This window comes from uncultured Microbacterium sp., assembly GCF_963521645.1.
Classification (GTDB): Bacteria; Actinomycetota; Actinomycetes; order Actinomycetales; family Microbacteriaceae; genus Microbacterium.
Genome location: NZ_CAUQVQ010000027.1, coordinates 12,786 through 35,871, shown reverse-complemented (window position 1 = coordinate 35,871; position 23,086 = coordinate 12,786). Strand labels below are relative to the sequence as shown.

Genomic DNA, 23,086 nt, shown 5'->3' with positions numbered 1-23,086 from the left:
GCCTCGGAGTCACGTCGCTGTCGATTGCGCCCCGTGCACTAGGCCCCGTGTCGGCGGCGCTCGCCGAGGTCACGGGCGAGCAGTGCGCCGCCGCCGCGCAGGCCGCACTGCGCGCCGCGACGACGGACGAGGCTCGTCACGCCGCGTCCGCCGTCCTCGGCCCCGAGTGAGAGGCATCGACGAGATCCGACGCAGTCGTATGCGATGCGAGGCATGGACGCCCTCTCATTCTGATATCGACATGTGAGGTGCCCTGGCCCCGACGGCTGCGCGCCCGTAAGCTCCGGCCAGGGGGGACTCCCCCGGAGACATGACGAGGTCGGAGGGCGTGCATGAACATTCACAACTCGGGTCGGGCATGGGGGATGCTCGGAGCGGTCGCAACGGGGATAGGGGCGATGGTGGTGCTGGCCGCCTGCGCCCCGACGCCTCAGAGTGCTCCGTCACCCTCGCCCTCGCCCTCGTCATCGCAGACGACTCCGGCCCCGGAGCCCTACGGCGGTCCCGTGGTGTTCGTCGGCGAGGAGCTCGGTGCCTTCGCGCTCAGTCCGGAAGAGATCGCCGGACTCCTGCCGGACGCGACCGAGGTCGGCGACCTCTCCGACGTGCTCGAGCAGGTGTCGGACGGGGGAGGCCTCCCAGCGGATCCGCTGATCTGCGATGTCCTCTACGCCGAGCAGTCGCTCGGCACCGTCGGAGCGAGAACGATCGCGTGGAAGGTGCCGACCGATCCGACCTACGGGTTCGGCGCGCTGAGGATCCTGCAGTTCGCCGACGAGGCACAGGCGCAAGGCCGCATGGATCAGCTGCTGCAGGCCGCCGAGCAGTGCGCCGAGTTCGACAAACAGGGGACCGTAACCTTCGACGCCGTGATTCCCCCGGAGGCCGACGGCGTGCGAGCGTTCGCGGGGACGCTGGTCGACGCCGGACTGGGCTGGCGGTCGGTCGACGCATTCGCCTCGACCGGGAACGTGATCGTGCAGCTGTCACAGCCCCTCTCCGGAGAGCGCCCCGTCGATGCCGAGGCGGCCGCTGTGCTGCTGCAGTCCCGCGCGGTCGAGGCGCGTGAGGGACTGATCGAGGCGCTCACCGAGAACCCGCCGAGCGCCGAGCCCGACCCGTCCGGCGACCAGGGCTCGGTGTGGAGCGACTGGCAGATCGGGGTCGGAGGTGTCGGCCCGCTGCGCCTCGGCGACTCGATCGATTCCGCGCTCGCGGCTGCCGGAGAAGACGTGCAGATGGTCGAGCCCGAATACGACGGCGGGCCGTGGACCCTGGTGGCACCCGACGGAGCCGGATCGATCCTGGTGCAGCCGGTCGAGGGAGGCGATACCGTCTGGTCGGTCACCGTCGGGAACGAGCGCAGCCTCTACGGGGCCGCCTACGACGGAGCCGCTTTGCCGTCGCGCGGCGAGATCCGCCTCGGCGCATCCGTGGCCGACGCGATGAACGCCTACCCCGGGGGAACCGTGGTCGATGTGTCGTCGTCGGGCGACGACTACTACGCCGTCACGACGCGTGACGGCCAGGTCTTCCGGTTCCAGGCCGACCGCGACGTCGTCGAGGAGGGCTCGACGATCGTCGGCATCACGGTCGAGGACGCCACAGCCCGAAAGGGCGCGGTCTTCGGGTGAGCACAGTGGGCGGTCGGATCACCGACCGGCCCACTGTGTGAGGATTCGACTTCGGCGCTCAGGCGTGCAGATCGACGCCCTTCGTCTCCTTCACCACCGACACGGCGATCAGGGAGATCACCGCGGTCACGGCGATGTAGACGCCGATCGTCCAGGCAGCCTGGAACTGATTCATCAGCGACTCGGCGATCATCGGCGCGAAGGCTCCGCCGAGGATGGCGCCCAGCGCATATCCGATCGAGACCCCGGAGTAGCGGACGTTCGCGAGGAACATCTCCGCGTAGAGCGCAGCCTGCGGACCGTACGACAGGCCGAGCGCGAACGTCATGACGAACAGGGCCACGAAGTACCAGAGGATGTTCGCCGTGTCGATCAGGAACCACATAGGCACGGCCCACAGCGCGAGCGCGATGTACCCGATCTGGAACGTGCGGACGCGGCCGAGACGATCCGAGAGATGACCGCCCCAGAGGGTGAAGATCAGCCACCCGAACGAGGCGAGCGTCGTCGCCAGCAGCACAGGCGGGCGCTCCATGCCGAGGACCGTGACGGCGTAGGTGGCGAAGAACGCGATGAGCAGGTACCCGGCGGCGTTGTTTCCGATGAAGATGAGCGCGGTGAGCACGACCTGCTTGGTGTTCTTGCGGAACAGGCGACCCAGCGGGGCCGAGGCCTCCTGCCGGCGGCGACGGAGGTCCTCGAAGACGGGGCTCTCGTCGACGGCACGCCGGATGACGTAGCCGACGGCGATCAGCACGATCGACATCAGGAACGGGATGCGCCATCCCCACTCGAGGAACGCCTCGGGCGACATCGAGCTCGTCAAGACCCAGAGCGTGGCGGTCGCGAGGATCATGCCGATCGGGACGCCGATCTGGGGGAAGGCGCCGAAGAGACCGCGACGGTCGCCCGGCGCGTGTTCGACGGCCATGAGCGCTGCTCCGCCCCACTCGCCTCCGGCCGAGAAGCCCTGCAGGATGCGGAGCACGATGAGCAGGACCGGCGCGGCGACACCGATCGCGGCATAGGTCGGCAGCAGACCGATCAAGGAGGTCGAGAGGCCCATCATCACGAGGGTGAACACCAGCATCCGTTTGCGACCGAGCTTGTCGCCGAGGTGGCCGGCGATGATGGCGCCGAGCGGACGGAAGAGGAACGAGATGCCGATGGTGGCGAAGGACAGCACTTGCGCGAAGCCCTTGTTCTCCTCGGCGATGGGCGCGAGGAAGAGCGGGGCGAGCACGAGGCCGGCGGCCTGGGCATAGATGAAGAAGTCGTACCACTCGATCGAGGTGCCGACCAGCGTGCTGGCGAGGACTCGCCGCTCCTCGGCCGGCATCCTCGCCGTCGAGGAGCGAGGGGTTACTGCTGACGTCATTGCGAACTCCATTGTTCTGCGGAAGGGGGAGGGGCGACCTGCATCGCCCGGGCTACTTACCGAATGATCGGTCAGTAAAGCTCGATGCTAGCGCAGGCGGGCCCGTCGGCATAGATGTGCGGGACGGACGCGACCGCGCGCACGACCTCAGACCCTCCCGAAGGCGCGCAGCGGATGCTCGATGAGCTCGCCGACGCGACGCAGGAACCGCGCCGCATACCCGCCGTCGCACACGCGGTGATCGAACACGAGTGAGAGCTGCGCGATACGACGGGCGACGATCCGGCCATCGACCACCCAGGGGCGTTCGATGATGCGGCCGATCCCGAGGATCGCGACATCGGGGTGGTTGATGATCGCGGCGGAGCCGTCGACGCCGAGTCCGCCGTAGTTGTTCAGCGTGAAGGTCGACCCGCGCAGGCGCTCGGGAGGCATCGCCCCTGCGCGCGCTGTCTCCGACAACTCGCGCAGCACCTCGTCGAGCTGTTCGACGCTCAACTCGTGCGCGCGCGGGATCACCGGCACCAGCAGACCTCGTTCCGTGTCGGCGGCCACGCCCAGATTGATGCCGTCGAACGAGATGATCTCCGACGCGTCGTCGCTCAGACGGGAGGCGAGCACCGGATGCTCCTCGAGGGCGAGAACGACGAAGCGGGCGATGAGTGCGGTGAGCGAGGGGGCTCTGCCGCCCGCCGGTGCCATCCGGGAACGCAGGTCCCAGAGCTCCGTGGCATCGACATCGACCCAGACCGTGGCCTCGGGGATCTCGGAGCGGCTGCGCGTCAGGCGCGCGCTCACTGCCTTGCGCAACGGGGACATCCGCTCGCGGGAGACCACGGCGAGCCCGTCGATGTGCTCGGCGCTCGACGCAGGCGGCTCTGGATCGGAACCGCGGTGCTGAGCCGCGGCTCCGTCGACCGCATCGTCGACCGCCGCCGCGAGGACGTCGGCCCGAGTCACGGCGCCGTCGTGCCCGGTCGGCGTGATGGAGCGCACGTCGAGTCCCAGATCGCGGGCGAGACGCCGCACGAGCGGGGAGCGCACGGCGACGGGCCGTCGGGGCGAGGGCTCCGAGGTGCTCGGGTCGCCGGGCTTCTCGGGCGCCGCACCCGCTTTCGCGCGCCGCCGACCCGTGGTGGCGCGCTCCGAGGTGCCGTAACCGATCAGCACGTTGCCCGACCCCGCGCGCTCCTCTTCTCGGTACGCCGCGCGCTCCGCATCCCCTGCATCGGAGGGAGCGTCATCCGCGACCTCGAGGACCGGAGCGCCGACGTCGATCGTCTCGCCGGGTCGACCGTGCAGTGCGGTGACCACGCCCGCGAACGGCGAAGGCAGCTCGACGATGCTCTTGGCGGTCTCGACCTCGGCGATCGCCTGATCCGTGACGATCGTGTCGCCGACCGAGACGAGCCACTGCACGAGGCCCGCTTCGGTGAGGCCTTCTCCGAGATCGGGGAGGCGGAACACGCGTCCGGTCGTCGCGGTCACGACTCGTCCTCCCAGTGCAGGGAGTCGATCGCGTCGAGCACTCGATCGACGTCGGGGAGGTACCAGTGCTCGAGCTTGGGCGGGGCATAGGGCGTGTCGAAGCCGGTGACGCGGCGCACCGGAGCCTCGAGATACTCGAAGCAGCGCTCGAACACGCGAGCCTGGATCTCGGAGGCGACGCTCGCGTACCCGGGCGCCTCGGCGATCACGACCGCGCGTCCGGTCGCACGCACGGCGGCGGTCACCGTCTCATCGTCGAACGGAGACAGCGAGCGGATGTCGACCACCTGCACGCTGCGTCCCTCGGACGCGGCGACGTCGGCGGCCTCGAGGGCGAGGGGGACCGAGGCCCCGTAGGCGAGCAGCGTGACATCGGTTCCCTCGCGGGCGATGCGGGCCGCGCCGATGTCGACCGTGACAGAGGTGTCGACCTCGCCCTTCGTCCAATACAGCTTCTTGGGCTCGAGGAAGATCACCGGGTCGGGCGACGCGATCGCCGCTCGCAGGAGCGAGTATGCGTCCTGCGGGGTCGACGGGCTGACGACCGTGAGTCCGGGCGTGTGCGCGTAGTACGCCTCGGAGGAGTCGCAGTGGTGCTCGACACCACCGATGCCGCCGCCGAAGGGGATGCGGATCACGAGCGGCATCCGAATCGCGCCGCGCGTGCGGTTGCCGAGTTTCGCGACGTGGCTGACGATCTGCTCGAACGCGGGCAGCGCGAACGCGTCGAACTGCAGCTCGACCACGGGGCGCATGCCGTTCATCGCCATCCCCACAGCCGTGCCCACGATGCCGGACTCGGCGAGCGGGGTGTCGAAGCAGCGGTCCTCGCCGAACCGCGCGGTCAGCCCGTCGGTGATGCGGAACACGCCTCCGAGCGCACCCACGTCCTCACCGAACACCACCACCGCGGGGTCGTTCTCGATCGCGTCGGCGAGCGCCAGGTTCAGGGCGGCGGCCATGCTCAGGGTGGACACGACCGGCTCGCGCACGTCGGCGCGGAGGTCGTCGTGGGCGATGGTCATCATGCACCTCCGGTGGTCTCATGCGTGCGCCCGATCTCGTCCCGGAGCATCTGCCACTGCTCTTCGCGCTGCGGCGACCGCGTCGCCGTCACGAAGCGGAAGAGGTCTTCGGGGTCGATGTCGGCGTCGGTGTTGAGGGCATCGCGCATCGCTCCGGCGATCCGTTCCGCTCCCGACGCGTACTCGGCCTCGAGGTCATCCGTGAGGATGCCCGTCGCGCGGAGGTGTGCGCGCAGACGCGTCAGCGGGTCTCGGGCGACCCATGCCCGCACCTCTTCGCGATCGCGATAGCGGGTGTCGTCGTCGGCGTTCGTGTGCGCCTGCATGCGATACGTGTGCGCCTCGACCAGCGTCGGTCCGCCTCCGGAACGGGCGCGCCCGACGGCCTCCCCGAGCACGGCGAGCACGGCCGCGACATCGTTGCCGTCGACGCGCTGCCCCGGCATCCCGTACCCGATCGCCTTGTGCGCGAGGGAGGGCGCGGCGGTCTGCCGACTGAGCGGTACCGAGATCGCGAACCCGTTGTTCTGCACGAAGAACACGACCGGCACATGGAATACGGCGGCGAAGTTCATCGCCTCGTGGAAGTCGCCCTCGCTCGTGGCGCCGTCACCGCACAGGGCGAGCACGACCGTGCTCTCGCCGCGCTTCATCGCGGCGTAGGCGAAGCCGACGGCGTGCAGCAGCTGCGTCGCGAGGGGAGTCGCCTGCGGGGCGACCTGGTGGGCGCGCACGTCGTAGCCCGAGTGCCAGTCGCCCTTCAGCAGCACCATGGACTCGGCCGGCGCGACGCCGCGAGCGATGACGGCCACCGAGTCTCGGTATGTCGGGAAGAGCCAGTCGCCGTCGGCCAGCGCGAGCGCGGCACCGATCTGACACGCCTCCTGGCCGTGCGACGACGGATAGACGGCGAGGCGGCCCTGACGCACGAGGGCGCCGGCCTGGTCGTTGATGCGTCGGCCTTCGACGAGGCCGCGGTAAGCGGTGAGCAGCGATGCGTCGTCGGGGACGGCGTAGAGATCGTCGGCGACGGTCCTGCCGTCGGGATCGATGAGCTGCACCGCCGCATCGCGCGGGAGCAGGGTCGCGTGTTCCATCCGTTCGCCCTCCTTGCCGAACCTGATGAGGCCAGCATGCGCGCCTCCGTGCACTCGTCCAAGGACTCGGAATGAATCGCGGATGATTGCACGATTCCCCGCGCGCACCGTGACAAAATGTCAGAATTCCGCGAAGGACGAAGGGGTGCCATGATCACGCTGGACGACACCGATCACGCGATCCTCGACGAGCTGCGGCGCGACGCCAGGGCGTCGATGACGTCCATCGCCGAGGTCGTGCACATCTCCCGCGCCGGCGCGCATGCCCGCATCAAACGCCTCACGGACGCCGGAGTGATCACGGGCTACACGGTGCGCACCGACCCCGTGCTGCTGGGGCATCACGCGAGCGCCTACGTGACCCTGGCGATCGAGCAGGCGACGTGGCAGGACGTGAGCGCCCGGTTGAGGGCGATCCCCGAGATCGAGCACATGGCCCTCGTGGGCGGGGACTTCGACGTGATCCTGCTCGTGCGCGCGAGCGATGCACGGGACCTGCGGCGCATCGTCCTGGAAGACATCCAGGCGATCCCGTCGATCCGCTCCACCCGCACGACTCTCATCTTCGAGGACTCCGCGCTGATCTGATCGGTCGAACCGCGCGGTCGGAGAGGCGGGCCCGGCGGCCCCGCCTCAGCGGATCACGAGCTCGATCCCGTGCTCCGCCGCGACCACCGTGACCTGCGTCAGATCATCGACGTGATACTCGGGGGAGTGCGTCACGGCGTGGGGGCCGACGCCCACGACGCGCATCCCCGCGGCGTGCGCAGCCTGGATGCCCGCTGCTGAATCCTCGAACACGATGCAGTCGGCCGGGTCGGCCCCGACGAGTGTCGCCCCGAGCAGGAATCCTTCGGGGTCGGGCTTCGACGCGGAGACGCTCTCGGCGGTCACGGCGATGGGGGGCACCGTCAGGCCCGCGGCCTGCATGCGCGCGGTCATGAGCCGCACATCCGCCGAGGTGACGATCGCGTGGGGGTGCCCGCGCAGGCTGTCGAGGAACGCCGCGGCCCCGGCGACCTCGATCACGCCGTCGACGTCTCCGGCCTCCCGCGCGAGCATCTCGCGGTTCTCCGTCAGGTTGATCGAGTGGTCGCGCTCGGGGAGCATGATCGCCATGCTCTGGTGACCCTGACGACCGTGCACCACGCTCAGCACCGTCGTGGGGTCGATGCCGTGCGGCTCGGCCCAGGCGAGCCACAGCCGCTCGACCACGGCCGTCGAGTCGACGAGAGTGCCGTCCATGTCGAGCAGGAGGGCGCGGGCGGAGATCGTCTCGGTCATCGTGTCAGCGTACTGCGGCGCCGCATGCGTTCACCGTGCGGGTGCTGAGCGCCGCGGTCGCCCACGACGACCGGCTCAGCCGACATACTTCTGTCAGAGAACTCTCGGAAGGGGGAGTCATGAGGAGCATCGGCGAGAAGGTCATGGGCGTGCTGCGCCGGCTGCGGGGACCCGATGCCTCGCAGGCCGTGTACGAGGCGACTGCGCTCATCGTCGGCGCATCTTTCCTGCTGGCCGGTGTCGTCATCGCCCTCCCGGCGTTCTGGGGGCGAGAGCTCGCCATCAGTGGATCGGGGTCGATCGGGCAGTTCGCGGCGATCGGGGGTGCGGCCACCGCCGCCGTCAGCTTCGCCGTCGGACGACTCGCGGTGCGTCCGGAACGGCTCGACCCGACCGCGATCCGCGACGGCTTCAGCGTGCCGGGCGACCGTCTGCGCTGGTATGACCTGGCGGCCATCGCCTTCGCGCACGCGGCGATCGCGTACCTGGGCTGGATCGGGATCGCCGAGCTGCTCGAGCGCAGCTTCACGGGCGCTCCCGTCTTCCCCTTCCCCGGAGCCGTTCTGGTCGCCGTGGCCTTCGCGCTCACGGCGTACGTGTGCTTCCTCAGTGCCGTGGCCCTGACTCCCGTGGTGCTCTCGCTCGTGCTCGCGGTCTTCCTCGTCGTCGGCGCGTTCGCGGCGATGCTCGCGTCCAGCGACGTGGACTGGTGGCGCGACAACCTCTCGGCGCTGGGGATGAGCAGCAACAGCGCATCGCTCGCGTTCAACCTCACCCTCATCATCGCCGGCGTCATGGTCACCACCATCGCGCGCTACGCCACCGCGGGACTACCGCACAGTGCGCCGGCCGATCGGCGGGGCCGCACGGTCGTACGCGGTGGCCTCATCCTCCTCGGCGTCTTCCTCGCGTGCGTCGGGGTGTTCCCGGTCGACGAGTTCTTCGTCGTGCACAACACGGTCGCCACCGGGATGGCGGTGGTCTTCGCCGTGGTCGTGGTGGGCCTGCCGTGGTGGCTGCCGACCATGCCCAGGGTGTTCGTCGGTCTCGGCTGGGCCTACGTGCTGGTCATCGTGCTGCTGGCGGTGTTCTTCGCGACCGGCTACTACAACCTCACCGCGGTCGAACTGATCGCGGCGGTGCTGATCTTCAGCTGGATCATCGTCTTCCTGCGCACAGCCGGCTCGGTGGTCGCGGTGGCGCGACACGAGGTCGTCGAGGTGTGAGCCTCAGCCGACGTCTGCGGCGTCGGGGCGGTTGAGCGTCGACGTGGCCTCGGCCGTGCGCTGCAGCGCGTCGACCGCCGCGTCGTGACGCCGTTGACCGATGCCGACGAACAGGCAGTCGACGACCGCGAGCTGTGCCATGCGGCTGACCATGGCGCCCGCACGCAGGCGCGGCTCGCGCGCGCGGGTCAGCAGCACGTGATCCGCTGCGTCGGCCAGAGGCGACGATGTGCTTCCGGTCACGGCCACCGTCGCGCTCCCGGCGGCGTGAGCGGTGCGCAGGAACGACACGGTCTCCCGCGTCGTCCCCGAGTGCGACAACCCGATCGCGACGGACGCAGGGCTGCCGAGCGCGGCGACGGTGGCCGCTTCGTGCGAGTCCGTGGCCACCACGGCGAGTCGTCCGATGCGGAGCAGCTTCTGGCCGAGGTCGCCGGCGGCCAGACGGCTCGCGCCGACCCCGAACAGCACGATCCTGTCCGCCGCGTCGACGGCGTCGACCGCGCCGGCGAGAGCGTCGTAGTCGAGAGAGGCGATCGTCTCCTCGATGGCCAGGAGCTCGAGGGCGGCGATCTTCGCGGTCGCCTCGCGGAGCGAGTCGGCGGCCGAGATCTCCGACCCGAACGACGCCGACGCCCCGAACTGAGCGGACTCGCGACCGAGCTCGGCGGCCACCGCCATGCGCAGCGCGGCGTAGCCGTCGACCCCGATGGCGCGGCAGAAGCGGATGACGGACGCGACCGACGTCCCGCAGGTCGCCGCGAGCTCGGTGATGGTGCTGTCCACCACGATCGACGGCGTCCGAGCGACCACGCGCGCGATCCCGGCGAGCGACGGCGACATCGTGTCGGTCGCCGCCGCGATCCTCGTCTGAATGCTCATCGTTCTCCCGCCTGCGGAATGCTGAACAATTCTTTCATGATCAGTGCGCAATGCGTAGACTATTTTCATGCCTGATGTCACCGTCGCCCTCGCCGTCGACCTCGGCAAATCACGATGCCGAGCGGTTCTGCTCGATCCTGAGCGCACGGTCGTGCACGACGGCGTCGGCTCTCCCGGCCTTTCGGCGCGCGGGGGAGTGGAGGCGGCGCGCGCCGCGATCCTGCCCGCGATCGAGTCGCTGCGCTCGTCGCCGTCAGTGGTGAGCGTCGGCGCGGCCGGTGCGTGGGCGGCCCCGGAAGCCGCCGCCGAGCTCGCACGGGAACTCGTCGCTGCCACGGGGACGCGTGCCGTCGTCGCCTCGGATGTCGTCGCGGCGCATGCCGGCGCGCTGGGTGGCGGCGAGGGTGTGCTGCTGATCGCGGGCACGGGCGCAGCGGCGCTCGGCATCGATGCGCGAGGGGCGCGTCTGCGCGACGGATGGGGTCCGGAACTCGGTGATCTCGGCAGCGGGTCCTGGTTCGGTCGTGAAGCCCTCCGGGCTGTCCTGCATGCGTCGGCCGGCACCGGGGAGGACACCGCGCTCACCGGTCTGCTCCGCACGACCGTCGGCGAGCCCGACGGCATCCCGCAGTGGATTTCGGGGGATGAGCCGCTCGCGCGAAGACTCGCCTCACTCGCGCCCCTGGTGCTGCAAGCGGCCGAGTCGGCGGATGCCGTCGCGTCGGGCATCGCATCGGAGGCGGTGCGACTGCTCACGCGCTCTGCCGTCTCCGCCTCTTCGCACTCCGGCACGGTGGCTCTGCACGGCGGACTGACCGATCACGCCTGGTTCCGCGCAGAGCTCGAGACCTCTCTTCGCCGCGCGGGGCTCGCCGTGGCCCCGACCCTGGGCGACGCCCTCGACGGCGCCCGCCTGCTCGCGGAGCGCACCGATCTCCCTCATGAAAGGTTCGTGCATCGTGCCGACTGACGACCGTCTGAACGCCCTCCTCGACGTGCTCGGAGGGCTCGGAACCGAGGCCTCCGCCACCGACCGCGGAGACCTCGATCTCCTCGACACGACCGATCTCGTGCGCAGGATGAACGCCGAAGACGCCCGCGTGGCGGAGGCGGTCGCCACCCGCACCGCCGAGATCGCCGCCGCCGTCGACGGGATCACGGCGCGCTTCCGGCGTGGCGGGCGCCTGATCTACATCGGCGCCGGCACCGCGGGACGCGTGGGGGTCCTGGATGCGAGCGAGTGTCCGCCCACCTTCGGCACCGACCCCTCGATGGTCGTCGGACTGATCGCCGGCGGCGAGGCGGCGGTCCGCTCCGCGGTGGAGAACGCCGAGGACGACGAGGAGGCGGCAGGAGTCTCGCTGCGGGAGATCGGACTCTGCGCACTCGACACCGTCGTCGGCATCTCGGCGTCGGGACGCACACCCTACGTCGTCGGCGGATTGCGAGCAGCACGGGCGGAAGGCGCGCTGACGATCGCGATCGCCTCGAACGCGGCATCCGAGATCGGAGCGGTCGCCGAGATCCCGATCGAGATCGCGACCGGGCCGGAGTTCATCTCGGGATCGACGCGCCTGAAGTCCGGCACGGCGCAGAAGATGGTCGTCAACATGCTGTCCACTCTGTCGATGATCAAGCTCGGCAAGACCTATCACGGCGTCATGGTCGACCTGCTGGCCACGAACGAGAAGCTCCACGCCCGATCCATCCGCACCGTCACCGAACTCACCGGCCGTGATGTCGAGACGGCGGCGGACGCGCTCGCCGAAGCCGGGGGATCGGTCAAGCTCGCGATCCTGATGCTGGCCGCAGGGGCGTCGGCCGCTGAGGCGTCGCACGCGCTGCGCGAGTCGGACGGCATCCTCCGCGTCGCGATCGACTCCCTCTCCCGGAGCTGACGCTCCCGCGACCACGAGCCCGGCGATTTCGGAAGGTCGGCGAGGGACGCGTACCCTGGAGGCATCCCCCGAAGCTCACCCGGCAATCTCGCGCGCCGGCGACCTCGGCGCGCTCACACATGCAAGGACGCAGATGAACGCAACCGCCGCACCCCACGACGACTGGACGGCGAGAGAAGAACTGGCCGAGCGGATGATCCCGCTCATCGGTGCACTCAAACGGGAGAGAGACGTCGTGACGTCTCTGCACGGGCACCGGCTGCTCGGTCTCTCGGCCACGGGCATCGTCGAGGTGCACGACAGGGTCGCGCAGCTCGGGCACGAGCAGCTCGCCGTCGACGACACCCTGGCCGTGCTCGAGGGCGTCCACGCACTCGGTCCCGGCGCGTCGTCGCTCGACCTGGCGAGGCTCGCCGCGGGCCACGAAGACAGCGACCTGCCGCTCGACGCATACCTGGCCGAGGCGCTCGCACCGGCGGTCGGCGCGGTCGCGGCGGCCCCCACCGATGTCGTGCTCTACGGCTTCGGACGCATCGGTCGACTGCTCGCGCGCATCCTGATCGCCCACACCGGCGGCGGCAGCGGACTGAGACTGCGGGCCGTCGTGGTGCGCCGAGGCTCCGAGAACGACCTCGTCAAGCGGGCGTCGCTGCTGCTGCGCGACTCCGTGCACGGTCGGTTCGCGGGTTCCGTCACGGTCGACGAGGACGCCGAGCAGATCATCGCCAACGGCACCCGCATCCAGGTCATCTACTCCGATGACCCTTCGACGATCGACTACACCGCGTACGGCATCCACGACGCGATCGTCGTCGACAACACGGGGCGCTGGCGTGACGAGGCCGGTCTCAGCCGCCACCTGGAGTCGACCGGCGTCGCTCGCGTCCTGCTGACGGCACCGGGCAAGGGCTCGCTGAAGAACATCGTGCACGGCATCAACGACGGCACGATCGGTCCCGACGACCGCATCATCACGGCGGCGTCGTGCACCACGAACGCGATCACGCCGGTGCTCAAGGCGGTCGATGAGGCCTACGGCATCGTGCGGGGCCACGTCGAGACCGTGCACTCGTTCACGAACGACCAGAACCTGATCGACAACTTCCACAGCGGCGATCGTCGCGGTCGCTCGGCGGTGCTCAACATGGTGATCACCGAGACCGGGGCCGCCAAGGCCGTGGCGCGCGCGCTCCCCGAGCTCGAGGGCAAGCTCACCGGCTCGGCCATCCGCGTGCCGACGCCCGACGTCTCGCTGGCCGTGCTGCACCTGAGCCTGGAACGACCGGCGGTGAAGGACGAGCTGAACGACTACCTGCGCCGCGTGTCGCTGCACTCGAAGCTGCGGCAGCAGATCGACTACGTCGAGAGCCCGGAGGTCGTCTCGACGGACTTCGTCGGCTCGCACCGTGCCGGCATCGTCGATGGCCTCGCGACCATCGCGAACGACACCGACGTCGTGCTCTACGTCTGGTACGACAACGAGTACGGGTACTCGTGCCAGGTGATCCGCGTGCTCGAGGTCATGGCCGGCTCGCACCCGATCGTGCTCCCGGAGCGTCGCGAAGTGACCCTGCAGAGCTGAGCCTGGTCGCGGGCCGGAGAACGCAGACGTGGACGGTCGGACTCGGCGCGTCTCGCCTCGACTCGCCGACCGATGCTCGGGTCGTCCGCGTTCTCCGGCGTGTGTCGCAGGTTCCCGGCATGATGAGGGCATGAAGACCGAGACTCTGCGCGCGGAGCGGCTCCGTTCGCATCGCCTCAGCGCCCCGGCGCCCTCGGTGACCGATGCCGCCGCCCACATGCTCGCGGTGCAGAGCCAGGACTTCACCGCCGGACGGTGGGCCCTGGCGTCGCGAACCCGCGGCGAGTCGACCGTGCGAACGGTGGATCGTGCGTTCGACCGCGGCGACCTGGTGCGGGCGTGGACGATGCGCGGCACGCTGCACATCGTCCCGGCGCGCGACCTGCGGTGGGTGCTGTCGGTGACCGCCGAGCGCCAGCGGCAGCAGGCGGCCGGACGCCGACGCGCTCTCGGCATCGACGCGCCGATGATCGCGGCGGTCGTGGCTGCGGTCGTGCCGCGTCTGCGCGACGGAGGGCTCACCCGCTCCGAGATGTTCGAGGTGTTCGCCGGCCTGGGCATCGACCCGGGCGGGCAGCGCGGCATCCACGTGCTGAGCGAGCTCACGCTCGACGGGGTGATCTGCCAGGGGCCGGTGGTCCGGCGTGAGGGCGTGGCCAGAGAGCAGCGGTTCGTGCTCGTCGAGCAGCACATCCGAGAGCATGAGGCGCCTCACGATCCGCTCGCCGAGCTCTTCGTGCGCTACGTCGACGGGCACGGACCGGCCGAGGTCGCGGACTTCGCCTGGTGGTCGGGGCTCACTCTGGGCCAGTCGCGTGAGGCTCGCGACCGGGCCTTCGGGAGGATCGTCGAAGTCGAAGACGGCGTCTTCGCGGCCGCACGGCGCCCTCGGCGGTCGGCGGTCGCGTCGCGGGTGCTCGCGCTCGGGGTCTTCGACGAGTACTACATCTCGTACGCCGACCGTTCGGCGGTGTGCGCCCCCGAGCACCTCGCGCTCGTCGGTCCCGGCGCCAACGGCATGGTGCGGGCGACGATCGTCGCAGACGGCCGGGTGATCGGATGCTGGACGCACGCGAGTGCGGCTCTCGGGTCGGCGCCCGAGCTGTTCGGGAGCGCAGCAGACGCCGCCACGGTCGACGCGGATGCCGTGCACGCGGCGCTCGCCCGCTTCGATCGCTTCATCCGCGGCTGAGCCGTGTGACGGGCGCCGCTCACTCGCTCGCGTGACGGCCGAGGAAGTTGTACACCTCGTTGTCGTCGACCCCGGGGAAGGCGCCGCGGGGGAGCGGCGAGAACATGTGCGTGTGCACGCGCGCGCTGGGCCATGCCTTGCCGTTCCAGCGCTCGGTGAGATCGGCCGAGGGGCGGCGGCAGCATGCCTCGTCCGGGCACGTCGACACGGCGCGATCCGTCGTCTCCCGTCCCCGCCACCACCGTGCGTCGTCGAAGGGCACGCCGACCGTGATCGAGAACTCGCCGTCGGTCGAGGCGCCGGTCTGGGTGGAGCACCAGAACGTGCCCGACGGCGTGTCGGTGTACTGGTGATGCTCGTTGGTGCGGTTCTGCTGGGTGAACGCCGCGCGCGCCTGGAACTTCCGGCACACCCGCTGCCCCTCGACGGCTCCGGTGACGTCCATCGGCAGGGGCAGGTCGTCGTTCTCGTACACGCGTGTGATGGCGCCGGTCTCGTCCACGCGCAGGAAGTGCAGGGCCATGCCGAGGTGCTGGGTGAGCAGGTTGGTCATGCGCATGCCCGCCGCCTCGTGGGTGACCCCGAACGCGTCGCGGAAGTCCTCGACCGCGAGGTTGCGGTCCTTCTTGGCCTGCGTGAGAAAGGCGACGGCGGCCGTCTCCGGCATCAGGCAGCTGGCGGCGTAGTAGTTGATCTCGAGTCGCTGCTGCAGGAAGTCGGCGTAGTCCGTGGGCGGGGTGTGACCCAAAAGGCGATGCGCCATGGCCTGCAGGGCCATGGAACGCAGCCCGTGTCCGCCGGGGATGGAGGCGGGCGGAAGGTAGATGCGACCGTTCTCGAGGTCGGTCACCGACCGCGTCGAGTGGGGCAGATCGTTCACGTAGATCAGCTCGAATCCCAGCTTCTCGGCCATGATGCTCACCGTGCGATGTGTGAGCGCCCCCTGCACGTGTCCTGCCGAACGCAGCTGCTTCTCGGCCAATTTCTCGATGTCGGCGAGGTAGTTGTGCTGGGCCCTCATGCGCAGGCGCAGCTCGGTGTTCGCGCGGCGCGCCTCCTCGGGGGTGGCGATGGCCTCGCGCTCGCGCCGCTGGAGCTCACGGTGCAGGCCCAGCACCGATTCGATGGTCTCGTCGCTCACTCCCTTGGTGACCCGCACGGGGGCGATCCCGAGCTGACGGAACACGGGGCTCGCCTGCGCACGTTCGAGCTCGATCTCCAGTGCGGCGCGTCGATTCGGCGGCTCGTCGGAGATGAGGTCGGTGACCTCGGTGCCGGTCGCCTGCGCGATCGCCTGCAGAAGCGAGAGCTTGGGCTCGCGCTTGCCGTTCTCGATCAGACTCAGCTGCGACCCCGCGACGCCGACGGCGGCGCCCAGCTCGTCGAGCGTGAACCCCTTCTCGAGGCGATGGTGGCGAATGCGGTGACCGAGGGTCGTGAGGTGGATGCCGGTGCTGACCATTCCTTGATGATAGCGAAAGAATGGCGATTCTTATGCGGCATATCGCCGGAAAGTATGTCGCGAAGCGGAGAAGATTGATGCAACGCCCCCTACTTCGAAGGAGCAGTCATGGCGCTCGCCGATGTCTTCACCCCTCGCACCGCATCCGTCGCACCCGCCCGCACGTTCGGCGCGGCTCCGACCTATGACACTCCCGCCATGGCGGAGCTGGTCGCCTGGGTGGACGAGATCGCGGCCCTCACTCAGCCCGCGTCGATCCACTGGGTCGACGGGTCGCGTGCCGAGAACGACTGGCTGCTGCGAGGACTCGTCGACGAGGGCAAGCTGATCAAGCTCAACCCCGAGTGGCGGCCCGGCTCGTACCTGGCGCGCTCGCACCCCAGCGACGTCGCGCGCACCGAGGGGCGCACCTTCATCTCCTCCGAGCGCGAGGAAGACGCCGGACCGACCAACAACTGGGCGCCGCCGGCCGAGATGCGCGAGAAGATGACCCAGATCTTCGAGGGGTCGATGCGCGGCCGCACGATGTTCGTCGTGCCGTTCTCGATGGGGCCGGTCGGAGGACCGCTCTCGCACATCGGCGTGCAGGTCACCGACAGCGCGTACGCCGTCGCGTCGATCGGCATCATGACACGCGTGGGCACGGAGGTCACCCGCCGCATCGCCGAGGGAGCCCCGTGGGTCAAGACCGTGCATTCGGTCGGCGCACCGCTCGCGGCGGGTCAGCCGGATGTCGAGTGGCCCTGCAACGACGACAAGTACATCGTCCACTTCCCCGAGACCCTCGAGGTGTACTCGTTCGGATCCGGGTACGGCGGCAACGCGATCCTCGCGAAGAAGTGCTTCGCCCTGCGCATCGCCTCCGTCATCGCGCGGGATGAGGGCTGGCTGGCCGAGCACATGCTGCTGATCCGCGTGATCGATCCCGCAGGCAAGGCATACCATGTCGCCGCGGCCTTCCCGTCGGCGTGCGGCAAGACCAACCTCGCGATGCTGCGACCGACCATCCCGGGATGGCGCGTCGAGACCCTCGGCGATGACATCGCATGGATCCGTCCCGGCGAAGACGGCCGTCTCTGGGCGATCAACCCCGAAGCGGGCTTCTTCGGTGTGGCCCCCGGCACGGGCGAGTCGACGAACGTCACCGCGGTCGAGACGCTGTGGGGAAACACGATCTTCACGAACGTCGCGCTGCGCCCTGACGGCGACGTGTGGTGGGAGGGGCTCACCGATCAGGCGCCCGCCCATCTCATCGACTGGGAGGGGAACGACTGGACGCCCGACTCCGGGCGCCCGGCTGCGCATCCCAACTCCCGGTTCACGGTCTCTGCGGCCCAGTGCCCGCAGATCTCGGAGGACTGGGAGGAGGCGGTGCCGCTCGACGTCATCCTGTTCGGCGGACGCCGCGCCACCAACGTGCCGCTGGTGGTCGAGGCGACCGACTGGACGCACGGCGTGTTCCTCGGATCCAACATCTCGTCCGAGCGCACGGCCGCCGCCGAGGGCACGGTGGGCGAGCTGCGGCGAGACCCGTTCGCGATGCTGCCGTTCTGCGGTTACAACATGGCCGACTACTTCGGTCATTGGCTGAGCGTCGGCCGCGGTCTGCGCTTCGACCGTGCGCCGCGCATCTTCCAGGTGAACTGGTTCCGCCGCGGCTCCGACGGCCGATTCCTGTGGCCGGGGTTCGGCGACAACTCGCGGGTCGTCGACTGGATCATCCGCCGCATCTCGGGTGAGGTCGCGACGGTCGACAGCCCCATCGGCCGGCTGCCGATCCTGTCGGACCTCAATCTCGACGGCATCGAGGTGCCCGAGGCCGATCTCGAGGAGCTGTTCTCGGTCGACGCCCAGGCGTGGAAGACCGAGGCCGACCTCACCGAGGAGTTCTACGACACGTTCGGCGACAAGGTCCCCGCAGCGCTGCGCGCCGAACTGGCCTCCCTGCGCTACCGGCTCGACAAGGCCTGACACAGACCGGCGCCGGTTCGGGGGAGCCGGCGCCCTCACCCCCACCCAGACCCGCGAAGGCGGGAAACCGGAGACGAACCCATGGCTGAGTGGTCTCCGGCGTCCCGCCTTCGCGTATTCCTGTGTGCGTGAGGCTCGCGGCCACGGCGATCAGGCGAGCAGCTGGTGTCGCGCGAGGTCGCGGTACAGCGGCGTCGACTCCACGAGCTCGGTGTGCGTGCCGCGGCCCACGACCACGCCGTCCTGCAGCACGACGATGAGGTCGCTGTCGACCACGGTCGACAGCCGATGCGCGATCACGATCAGCGTGCGATCGGTCGACACCGCGTCGATCGCCTCGCGCATGCGCTGTTCGTTGACGCCGTCGAGCGATGAGGTGGACTCGTCGAGCAGAAGGATCGGGGCGTCTGTCAGCAGCGCGCGAGCGATCGCGAGACGCTGACGCTCGCCGCCCGAGAGCATGACGCCGTCCTCGCCGACAGGGGCGTCGAGCCCCAGGGGGTTCCTCTCGAGCACGTCGCCCAGGTTGACGGCGCGCAGGACCTGCTCGCATTCGGCATCCGACGCATCCGGCGACGCGAGGCGGAGGTTGTCGGCGAGGGTTCCCGCGAGTGTCGGGGCATCCTGCTCGACGTAGCCGAACTGCGCACGCAGCTCGTCGCGAGGGAAGGTGCGGGCGTCGTGTCCGTTCACGCGGATCGAGCCGCCGGTGGGGTCGTAGAAGCGCTCGATGAGCGAGAGGATCGTGCTCTTGCCCGCACCGCTCGGGCCGACCAGCGCGACACGCGCCCCCCGCGGCACCGAGAACGAGACCCCGCGCAGCACCTCGTTGTCCCTGACGGCCGGAGCCTCCGCGTCGGCCGATTCCACGTGTGCGTCGGCGAGCAATGTGCGGGCCTCCTTGGCCGCGGCCTGTCGGGCGGCGACGACGTTCGCGGGGTAGTGGAAGCGCACGTCGCGGAACTCGATGGCCGTGGCGTCCGATGTCGCGGCCTCGCGCGGCAGCGCTGCAGCGACAGCCGTGTCTTCCTGCGATTCGGTGGGCAGATCGAGCACTTCCTGAATGCGACCGAGCGCGCCGAGGGCCTGGTTCACCGAGGTGATGGCTCCGAAGGTCGTCGCGAGCGGCATCACCAGGAGGAAGAGGAACATGATGAAGGCGATCAGCGATGCGATCGTGATGGCGCCGGCGGCGACGCGGAAACCGCCGACCCCGAGCACCACGAGGAGCGACAACTGCAGGGCGACACCCGAGACGGGCACCACGAGGGAGGAGATCTTGGCGATGCGCACGCCGATGCCGTACGCGTCGGACGCCAGGCCCGAGACGGCGGCGACCTCTCGTTCGGTCGCCCCCGACGCGCGGATCGTCCGGATCGATCCGACCGCGCGCTCCACACCCGAGGCCAACTCGCCCACCTTCTCCTGCTGTGCGGTCGATGCGCTGCGGATGCGTCCGCTCAGCAGGACGACGACGGCGACCGAGATGCCGATCACCACGACGATGAGCAGCAGGAGCACGGGATCGATCACCAGCATCGCGATCAGGGCGCCGATGAAGAGCACGGCGCTGCCCACGGCGTCTGCGAGACCCTGGGTGAGCACGGCATAGAGCAGCGTCGTGTCGGTGCCCACGCGAGACACGAGGTCGCCGGTGCGGCGCGCATCGAACTCGGAGGTGGGCAGGTGCAGGATGCGGGCGATCAGCTTGCGCCGGCTCGAGTACACGACGGCGGTGCCGGTGCGCTGCAGCAGATAGTGCTGGAAGCCGGAGATGATCGACGACACGACCACGAAGCCGACCAGCAGCCACACGAGGATCCCGATCCCGGTGTCGCTCTGCACGGCTTCGATGACCTGACCCACCAGAAGCGGCTGCACGAGCGAGGTCGCGGCGCCGACCACGCTGAGCACCGCGACGACGATCAGCGTGCGCTTGTGTTCGAAGAGGAAGGGGAGGAGCTGGCGGAACGTGGCGCGCGGACCATCCTGCTGCGCGCCGCGGCCGCGTCGGCGTGATGTCGCCGTGCTGGACATGCGGGACCTCGTTCTGAAAAGGGGTAGTTCGACCGTACTTGCTGCGCGGACCGATTCTGTGGATGGGCTGTATGGGGTCAGTGTCTGCCGAAGCGGCGGTGGGCGGCCTGCTTCGAGACGGCGAGCGCGCTCGCGATCGCCTCTCTCCCCCCTTCGAATCGCGCACTTTGCAGAAGTCGACCGTCGAAAACTGCATAGTGCGCGATTCGAAGGCCGCGGGCTGAGCGCGGTATCTGGGGGTGGCTCCTATGGCCGCCCCCACCCGAGGAGGTGCCGCCCTTCGTGTCAGGACGAGCGGGTCAGAGTTCCACGGCGGCAGCGACGCCGAGATCGGACTCGTAGTCGTTGTCCTTGGTCTCCTTCGAGAGCAGCAGCGCGATGAAGGTCAGCACCCCCATCGCCGACAGGTACAGTCCCACCAGCCACGGGGCGCCGTCACCGAGCTCCCAGAGCCACAGGGCGATGAGCGGAGCGACCGCGGCACCGAGGATCGACGACACGTTGTAGGAGATCGCGGATCCCGTGTAACGCACGTTCGTCGGGAAGAGCTCGGGCAGCAGCGCGCCCATCGGTCCGAAGGTCGCTCCCATGAGCATGAAGCCGAACACGAGGAACGCCTGCGCGAGGGCGCCGGTGAACTTCGGATCCATCGCGGGCAGCAGGAAGGCGTTGAACGTGAAGCCGAAGACGATGATGAGCCCCGTCACCCACAGCAGCAGCTTGCGGCGACCGATCGCGTCCGCGATCGGTCCGGAGAGCAGCGTGAAGATGCCGAAGAACACGACACCCACGATCTGCATCAGCACGAAGTCGGTGTAGCCGAAGCCGAGACCCGGGTAGAACTGCGCCGCGAAGGCCGAGGCGTCGAAGTCCTTGCCCGTCGCCTCCGCAGCGGCCTGTGCAGCGGCGGATGCCGTCTCGAGCGTGGCCGGCTTCGTGCCGTACGCGAGGGTGAAGTTGGTCATCAGGTAGAAGAGCACGTAGGTCGCCAGCATGATGAACGTGCCGAGGATCAGCTGCTTCCAGTGGTGACGGAACACGGTCGCGAGGGGCAGCTTGCGGATCGCGCCCTTCTTCTCCGCCTTCTTGAACGTGTCGGACTCGACGAGCTTCAGTCGCACCCACAGGCCGATGATGACCATGACGGCCGAGAACAGGAACGGGATGCGCCAGCCCCACGAGAGGAACGCCTCGGACTTGAGCGCCGGGTTCTCTGCGTGCGGGAGGAGCCAGTTGATGGCGAGGAACAGGAAGTTCGCGATGATGAAGCCGAGCGGCGCACCCAACTGGGGGAACGTGCCGTACCAGGCGCGCTTGCCGGCCGGTGCGTTCTCGGTGGCGACGAGCGCGGCGCCCGACCACTCACCGCCGAGCGCGAAGCCCTGAGCGAGGCGCAGGATCAGCAGCAGCAGCGCTGCCCACCAGCCGATCTGCTGGAAGGTCGGAAGGAGCCCGATGATGAAGGTCGCGATGCCCATGGTCAGCAGCGAGGCGACGAGCGTGGCCTTGCGGCCGAACTTGTCGCCGAAGTGCCCGAACACGACAGCGCCGATGGGGCGCGCGACCATGGCGGCTCCGAACACGGCGAACGATGACAGCAGTGACGTCGTGTCGTTGCCGGTGGGGAAGAACAGCACGGGGAAGACGAGCACGGCTGCTGTCGCATACGCGTAGAAGTCGTAGAACTCGATCGTCGTGCCGACGAGGCTCGCGGTGATGACGCGCGAGCGCGGATTCGCGGGCGCTGTGGTGGTACTCATGCTGCTCCTTCGTTCCGAGGCGCCCGGTATACCGAGGCACCCGGGAGATCCTACGCCTTCCTGAACGTTTGCTGGGTGCGGATGACGGTGCGGGGCAGCGCGTGCGTAGAGTCGGAGGCGGATGCTCGTGCCCCACCGAGACGGGAGAGATGTGACGACTCGACTGCTGGTGATCGCCGATACCCACGTGCCTGCGCGCGCGAAGCGCCTGCCTGAGGCGATGCTGCGCGCGGTCGATGACGCCGATCTCGTCGTGCACGCGGGCGACTGGGTCGATGTCGCGACGCTCGACCTGCTCGAGTCACGTGCACGACGGCTCGTGGGCGTCTACGGCAACAACGACGGCCCGGCGCTGCGCGAGCGGCTGCCCGAGATCGCGCGGCTGAGGATCGAGGAGGTCGAGGTGGCGGTCGTGCACGAGACAGGCCCGAAGCAGCGTCGCGAGGAGCGGATGGACGCAGCCTTCCCGGGCGTCGACCTGCTCGTGTTCGGGCACTCGCACATCCCGTGGGACACCGTCGCCCCGTCGGGGATGCGCCTGCTGAATCCCGGGTCGCCGACCGACCGACGCCGTCAGCCGGTGTGCACGATGATGTCGGTCACGATCGACGGCGGCGACATCGATGCCGCGATCGTGCCTCTCGCATGAGCATCGCGCCTCGCACGAGCGACGCCGATGAGGCTCCGTCGGTCTACCGCGCCCCCATGCGGTCGCGCGCCGACGACGTCAGTGACGGACCCGCCGTCGAGCGAGCGCTCGCGCTCGGGGTCTGCGGAATGGGCGGCAGGCTCGTCGACGCACCGGAATCCCTCACGGAGGCGCTCGCCGCGGTCGACGCCGTCTACGGGGAGCGGACGGCCCGCCGACTCGAGCGTTTCGCAGCCGTCGCCGTCGGCGCGTTCGTCTGGACGCGCGACGCCGAGGGCTTCTCGTGGCTGGGGCGGATCACGGGACCATGGCGCTATGACGCGTCGGCCGCGGCGCGCGACGTCGACCTCGTGCACGTGCGCGCGTGCGACTGGCTCGACCGTCCGGTCGAGTCGTCTGCGCTGCCGCCCGGCGTGCACGAGGCGTTCGCACGCGGCGGACGCAACTGGCAGAGCATCACCCGGGGGGACGCCGCCCGGCTCACCGCAGCCGTCTGGACGTCCCTGACGGGCCCGTAGCGC

General features: G+C 69.6%; 19 protein-coding genes. 10 read left to right on the top strand and 9 right to left on the bottom strand.

Annotated elements, in window-relative coordinates; genetic code table 11:
- The first annotated feature begins 332 nt into the window (after positions 1 to 332).
- On the top strand, positions 333 to 1,634 hold the full coding sequence (locus RWO82_RS08300) for a hypothetical protein (protein WP_314425585.1): 1,302 nt from the start codon (positions 333 to 335) through the stop codon (positions 1,632 to 1,634).
- Between the two features lie 58 nt (positions 1,635 to 1,692).
- Here the strand turns inward: RWO82_RS08300 and RWO82_RS08295 are convergent, their stop codons facing one another.
- The 4 genes from RWO82_RS08295 to RWO82_RS08280 all read right to left on the bottom strand — a co-directional run bounded on the left by RWO82_RS08295 (position 1,693) and on the right by RWO82_RS08280 (position 6,622).
- Positions 1,693 to 3,012, bottom strand: coding sequence for an MFS transporter (locus RWO82_RS08295; protein WP_314425584.1), 1,320 nt, complete (start codon positions 3,010 to 3,012; stop codon positions 1,693 to 1,695).
- 147 nt (positions 3,013 to 3,159) lie between these two features.
- Positions 3,160 to 4,500: a dihydrolipoamide acetyltransferase family protein gene (locus RWO82_RS08290; protein WP_314425582.1), complete on the bottom strand. Its 1,341-nt coding sequence runs from the start codon at positions 4,498 to 4,500 to the stop codon at positions 3,160 to 3,162.
- Positions 4,497 to 5,525, bottom strand: coding sequence for an alpha-ketoacid dehydrogenase subunit beta (locus RWO82_RS08285; protein WP_314425579.1), 1,029 nt, complete (start codon positions 5,523 to 5,525; stop codon positions 4,497 to 4,499). The genes RWO82_RS08290 and RWO82_RS08285 overlap by 4 nt, the downstream gene beginning before the upstream one ends.
- The gene (locus RWO82_RS08280) at positions 5,525 to 6,622 is read right to left on the bottom strand and encodes a thiamine pyrophosphate-dependent enzyme (RefSeq protein WP_314425576.1); all 1,098 of its coding nucleotides are present in this window, start codon (positions 6,620 to 6,622) and stop codon (positions 5,525 to 5,527) included. Before RWO82_RS08280 ends, RWO82_RS08285 begins: the two co-directional genes overlap by 1 nt.
- Positions 6,623 to 6,772: 150 nt before the next feature.
- Here RWO82_RS08280 and RWO82_RS08275 point away from each other — a divergent pair, with 150 nt between their 5' ends.
- Entirely contained in the window at positions 6,773 to 7,210 is a 438-nt protein-coding gene (locus RWO82_RS08275) for an Lrp/AsnC family transcriptional regulator (protein WP_314425573.1), read from the top strand.
- A gap of 45 nt (positions 7,211 to 7,255) precedes the next feature.
- Here RWO82_RS08275 and RWO82_RS08270 read toward each other — a convergent pair whose 3' ends face one another.
- On the bottom strand, positions 7,256 to 7,906 hold the full coding sequence (locus RWO82_RS08270; RefSeq protein ID WP_314425570.1) for an HAD-IA family hydrolase: 651 nt from the start codon (positions 7,904 to 7,906) through the stop codon (positions 7,256 to 7,258).
- 119 nt (positions 7,907 to 8,025) lie between these two features.
- On the opposite strand from RWO82_RS08270, the gene RWO82_RS08265 reads away from it, so the two are divergent.
- On the top strand, positions 8,026 to 9,132 hold the full coding sequence (locus tag RWO82_RS08265) for a DUF998 domain-containing protein (RefSeq protein ID WP_314425568.1): 1,107 nt from the start codon (positions 8,026 to 8,028) through the stop codon (positions 9,130 to 9,132).
- A 3-nt stretch (positions 9,133 to 9,135) separates the two neighbouring features.
- Here RWO82_RS08265 and RWO82_RS08260 read toward each other — a convergent pair whose 3' ends face one another.
- Entirely contained in the window at positions 9,136 to 10,014 is an 879-nt protein-coding gene (locus RWO82_RS08260; RefSeq protein ID WP_314425566.1) for a MurR/RpiR family transcriptional regulator, read from the bottom strand.
- 67 nt (positions 10,015 to 10,081) lie between these two features.
- Between RWO82_RS08260 and RWO82_RS08255 the strand changes: the two genes are divergently transcribed.
- The 4 genes from RWO82_RS08255 to RWO82_RS08240 all read left to right on the top strand — a co-directional run bounded on the left by RWO82_RS08255 (position 10,082) and on the right by RWO82_RS08240 (position 14,686).
- Complete coding sequence (locus RWO82_RS08255) at positions 10,082 to 10,984, top strand: BadF/BadG/BcrA/BcrD ATPase family protein (protein WP_314425564.1); 903 nt, start codon at positions 10,082 to 10,084, stop codon at positions 10,982 to 10,984.
- A complete protein-coding gene (murQ, locus tag RWO82_RS08250) occupies positions 10,974 to 11,912 on the top strand; it encodes an N-acetylmuramic acid 6-phosphate etherase (RefSeq protein ID WP_314425562.1) in 939 nt (312 codons plus the stop codon). The genes RWO82_RS08255 and murQ overlap by 11 nt, the downstream gene beginning before the upstream one ends.
- A gap of 133 nt (positions 11,913 to 12,045) precedes the next feature.
- Entirely contained in the window at positions 12,046 to 13,494 is a 1,449-nt protein-coding gene (locus RWO82_RS08245; protein WP_314425560.1) for a glyceraldehyde-3-phosphate dehydrogenase, read from the top strand.
- A gap of 130 nt (positions 13,495 to 13,624) precedes the next feature.
- Positions 13,625 to 14,686, top strand: a complete 1,062-nt coding sequence (locus RWO82_RS08240; RefSeq protein ID WP_314425557.1) for a winged helix DNA-binding domain-containing protein — start codon at positions 13,625 to 13,627, stop codon at positions 14,684 to 14,686.
- Positions 14,687 to 14,705: 19 nt separating this feature from the next.
- Here the strand turns inward: RWO82_RS08240 and RWO82_RS08235 are convergent, their stop codons facing one another.
- Complete coding sequence (locus RWO82_RS08235; RefSeq protein WP_314425555.1) at positions 14,706 to 16,148, bottom strand: helix-turn-helix domain-containing protein; 1,443 nt, start codon at positions 16,146 to 16,148, stop codon at positions 14,706 to 14,708.
- 108 nt (positions 16,149 to 16,256) lie between these two features.
- On the opposite strand from RWO82_RS08235, the gene RWO82_RS08230 reads away from it, so the two are divergent.
- The gene (locus RWO82_RS08230) at positions 16,257 to 18,119 is read left to right on the top strand and encodes a phosphoenolpyruvate carboxykinase (GTP) (RefSeq protein ID WP_314425553.1); all 1,863 of its coding nucleotides are present in this window, start codon (positions 16,257 to 16,259) and stop codon (positions 18,117 to 18,119) included.
- Between the two features lie 150 nt (positions 18,120 to 18,269).
- On the opposite strand, the gene RWO82_RS08225 is transcribed toward RWO82_RS08230, so the two are convergent.
- The gene (locus tag RWO82_RS08225) at positions 18,270 to 20,156 is read right to left on the bottom strand and encodes an ABC transporter ATP-binding protein (protein ID WP_314425551.1); all 1,887 of its coding nucleotides are present in this window, start codon (positions 20,154 to 20,156) and stop codon (positions 18,270 to 18,272) included.
- Between the two features lie 299 nt (positions 20,157 to 20,455).
- Positions 20,456 to 21,916: an MFS transporter gene (locus RWO82_RS08220; protein ID WP_314425549.1), complete on the bottom strand. Its 1,461-nt coding sequence runs from the start codon at positions 21,914 to 21,916 to the stop codon at positions 20,456 to 20,458.
- 151 nt (positions 21,917 to 22,067) lie between these two features.
- On the opposite strand from RWO82_RS08220, the gene RWO82_RS08215 reads away from it, so the two are divergent.
- Both RWO82_RS08215 and RWO82_RS08210 read left to right on the top strand, forming a co-directional pair.
- Entirely contained in the window at positions 22,068 to 22,565 is a 498-nt protein-coding gene (locus RWO82_RS08215; protein WP_314425547.1) for a YfcE family phosphodiesterase, read from the top strand.
- Positions 22,562 to 23,083: a GAF domain-containing protein gene (locus tag RWO82_RS08210; protein WP_314425545.1), complete on the top strand. Its 522-nt coding sequence runs from the start codon at positions 22,562 to 22,564 to the stop codon at positions 23,081 to 23,083. Before RWO82_RS08215 ends, RWO82_RS08210 begins: the two co-directional genes overlap by 4 nt.
- Positions 23,084 to 23,086 lie beyond the last annotated feature (3 nt).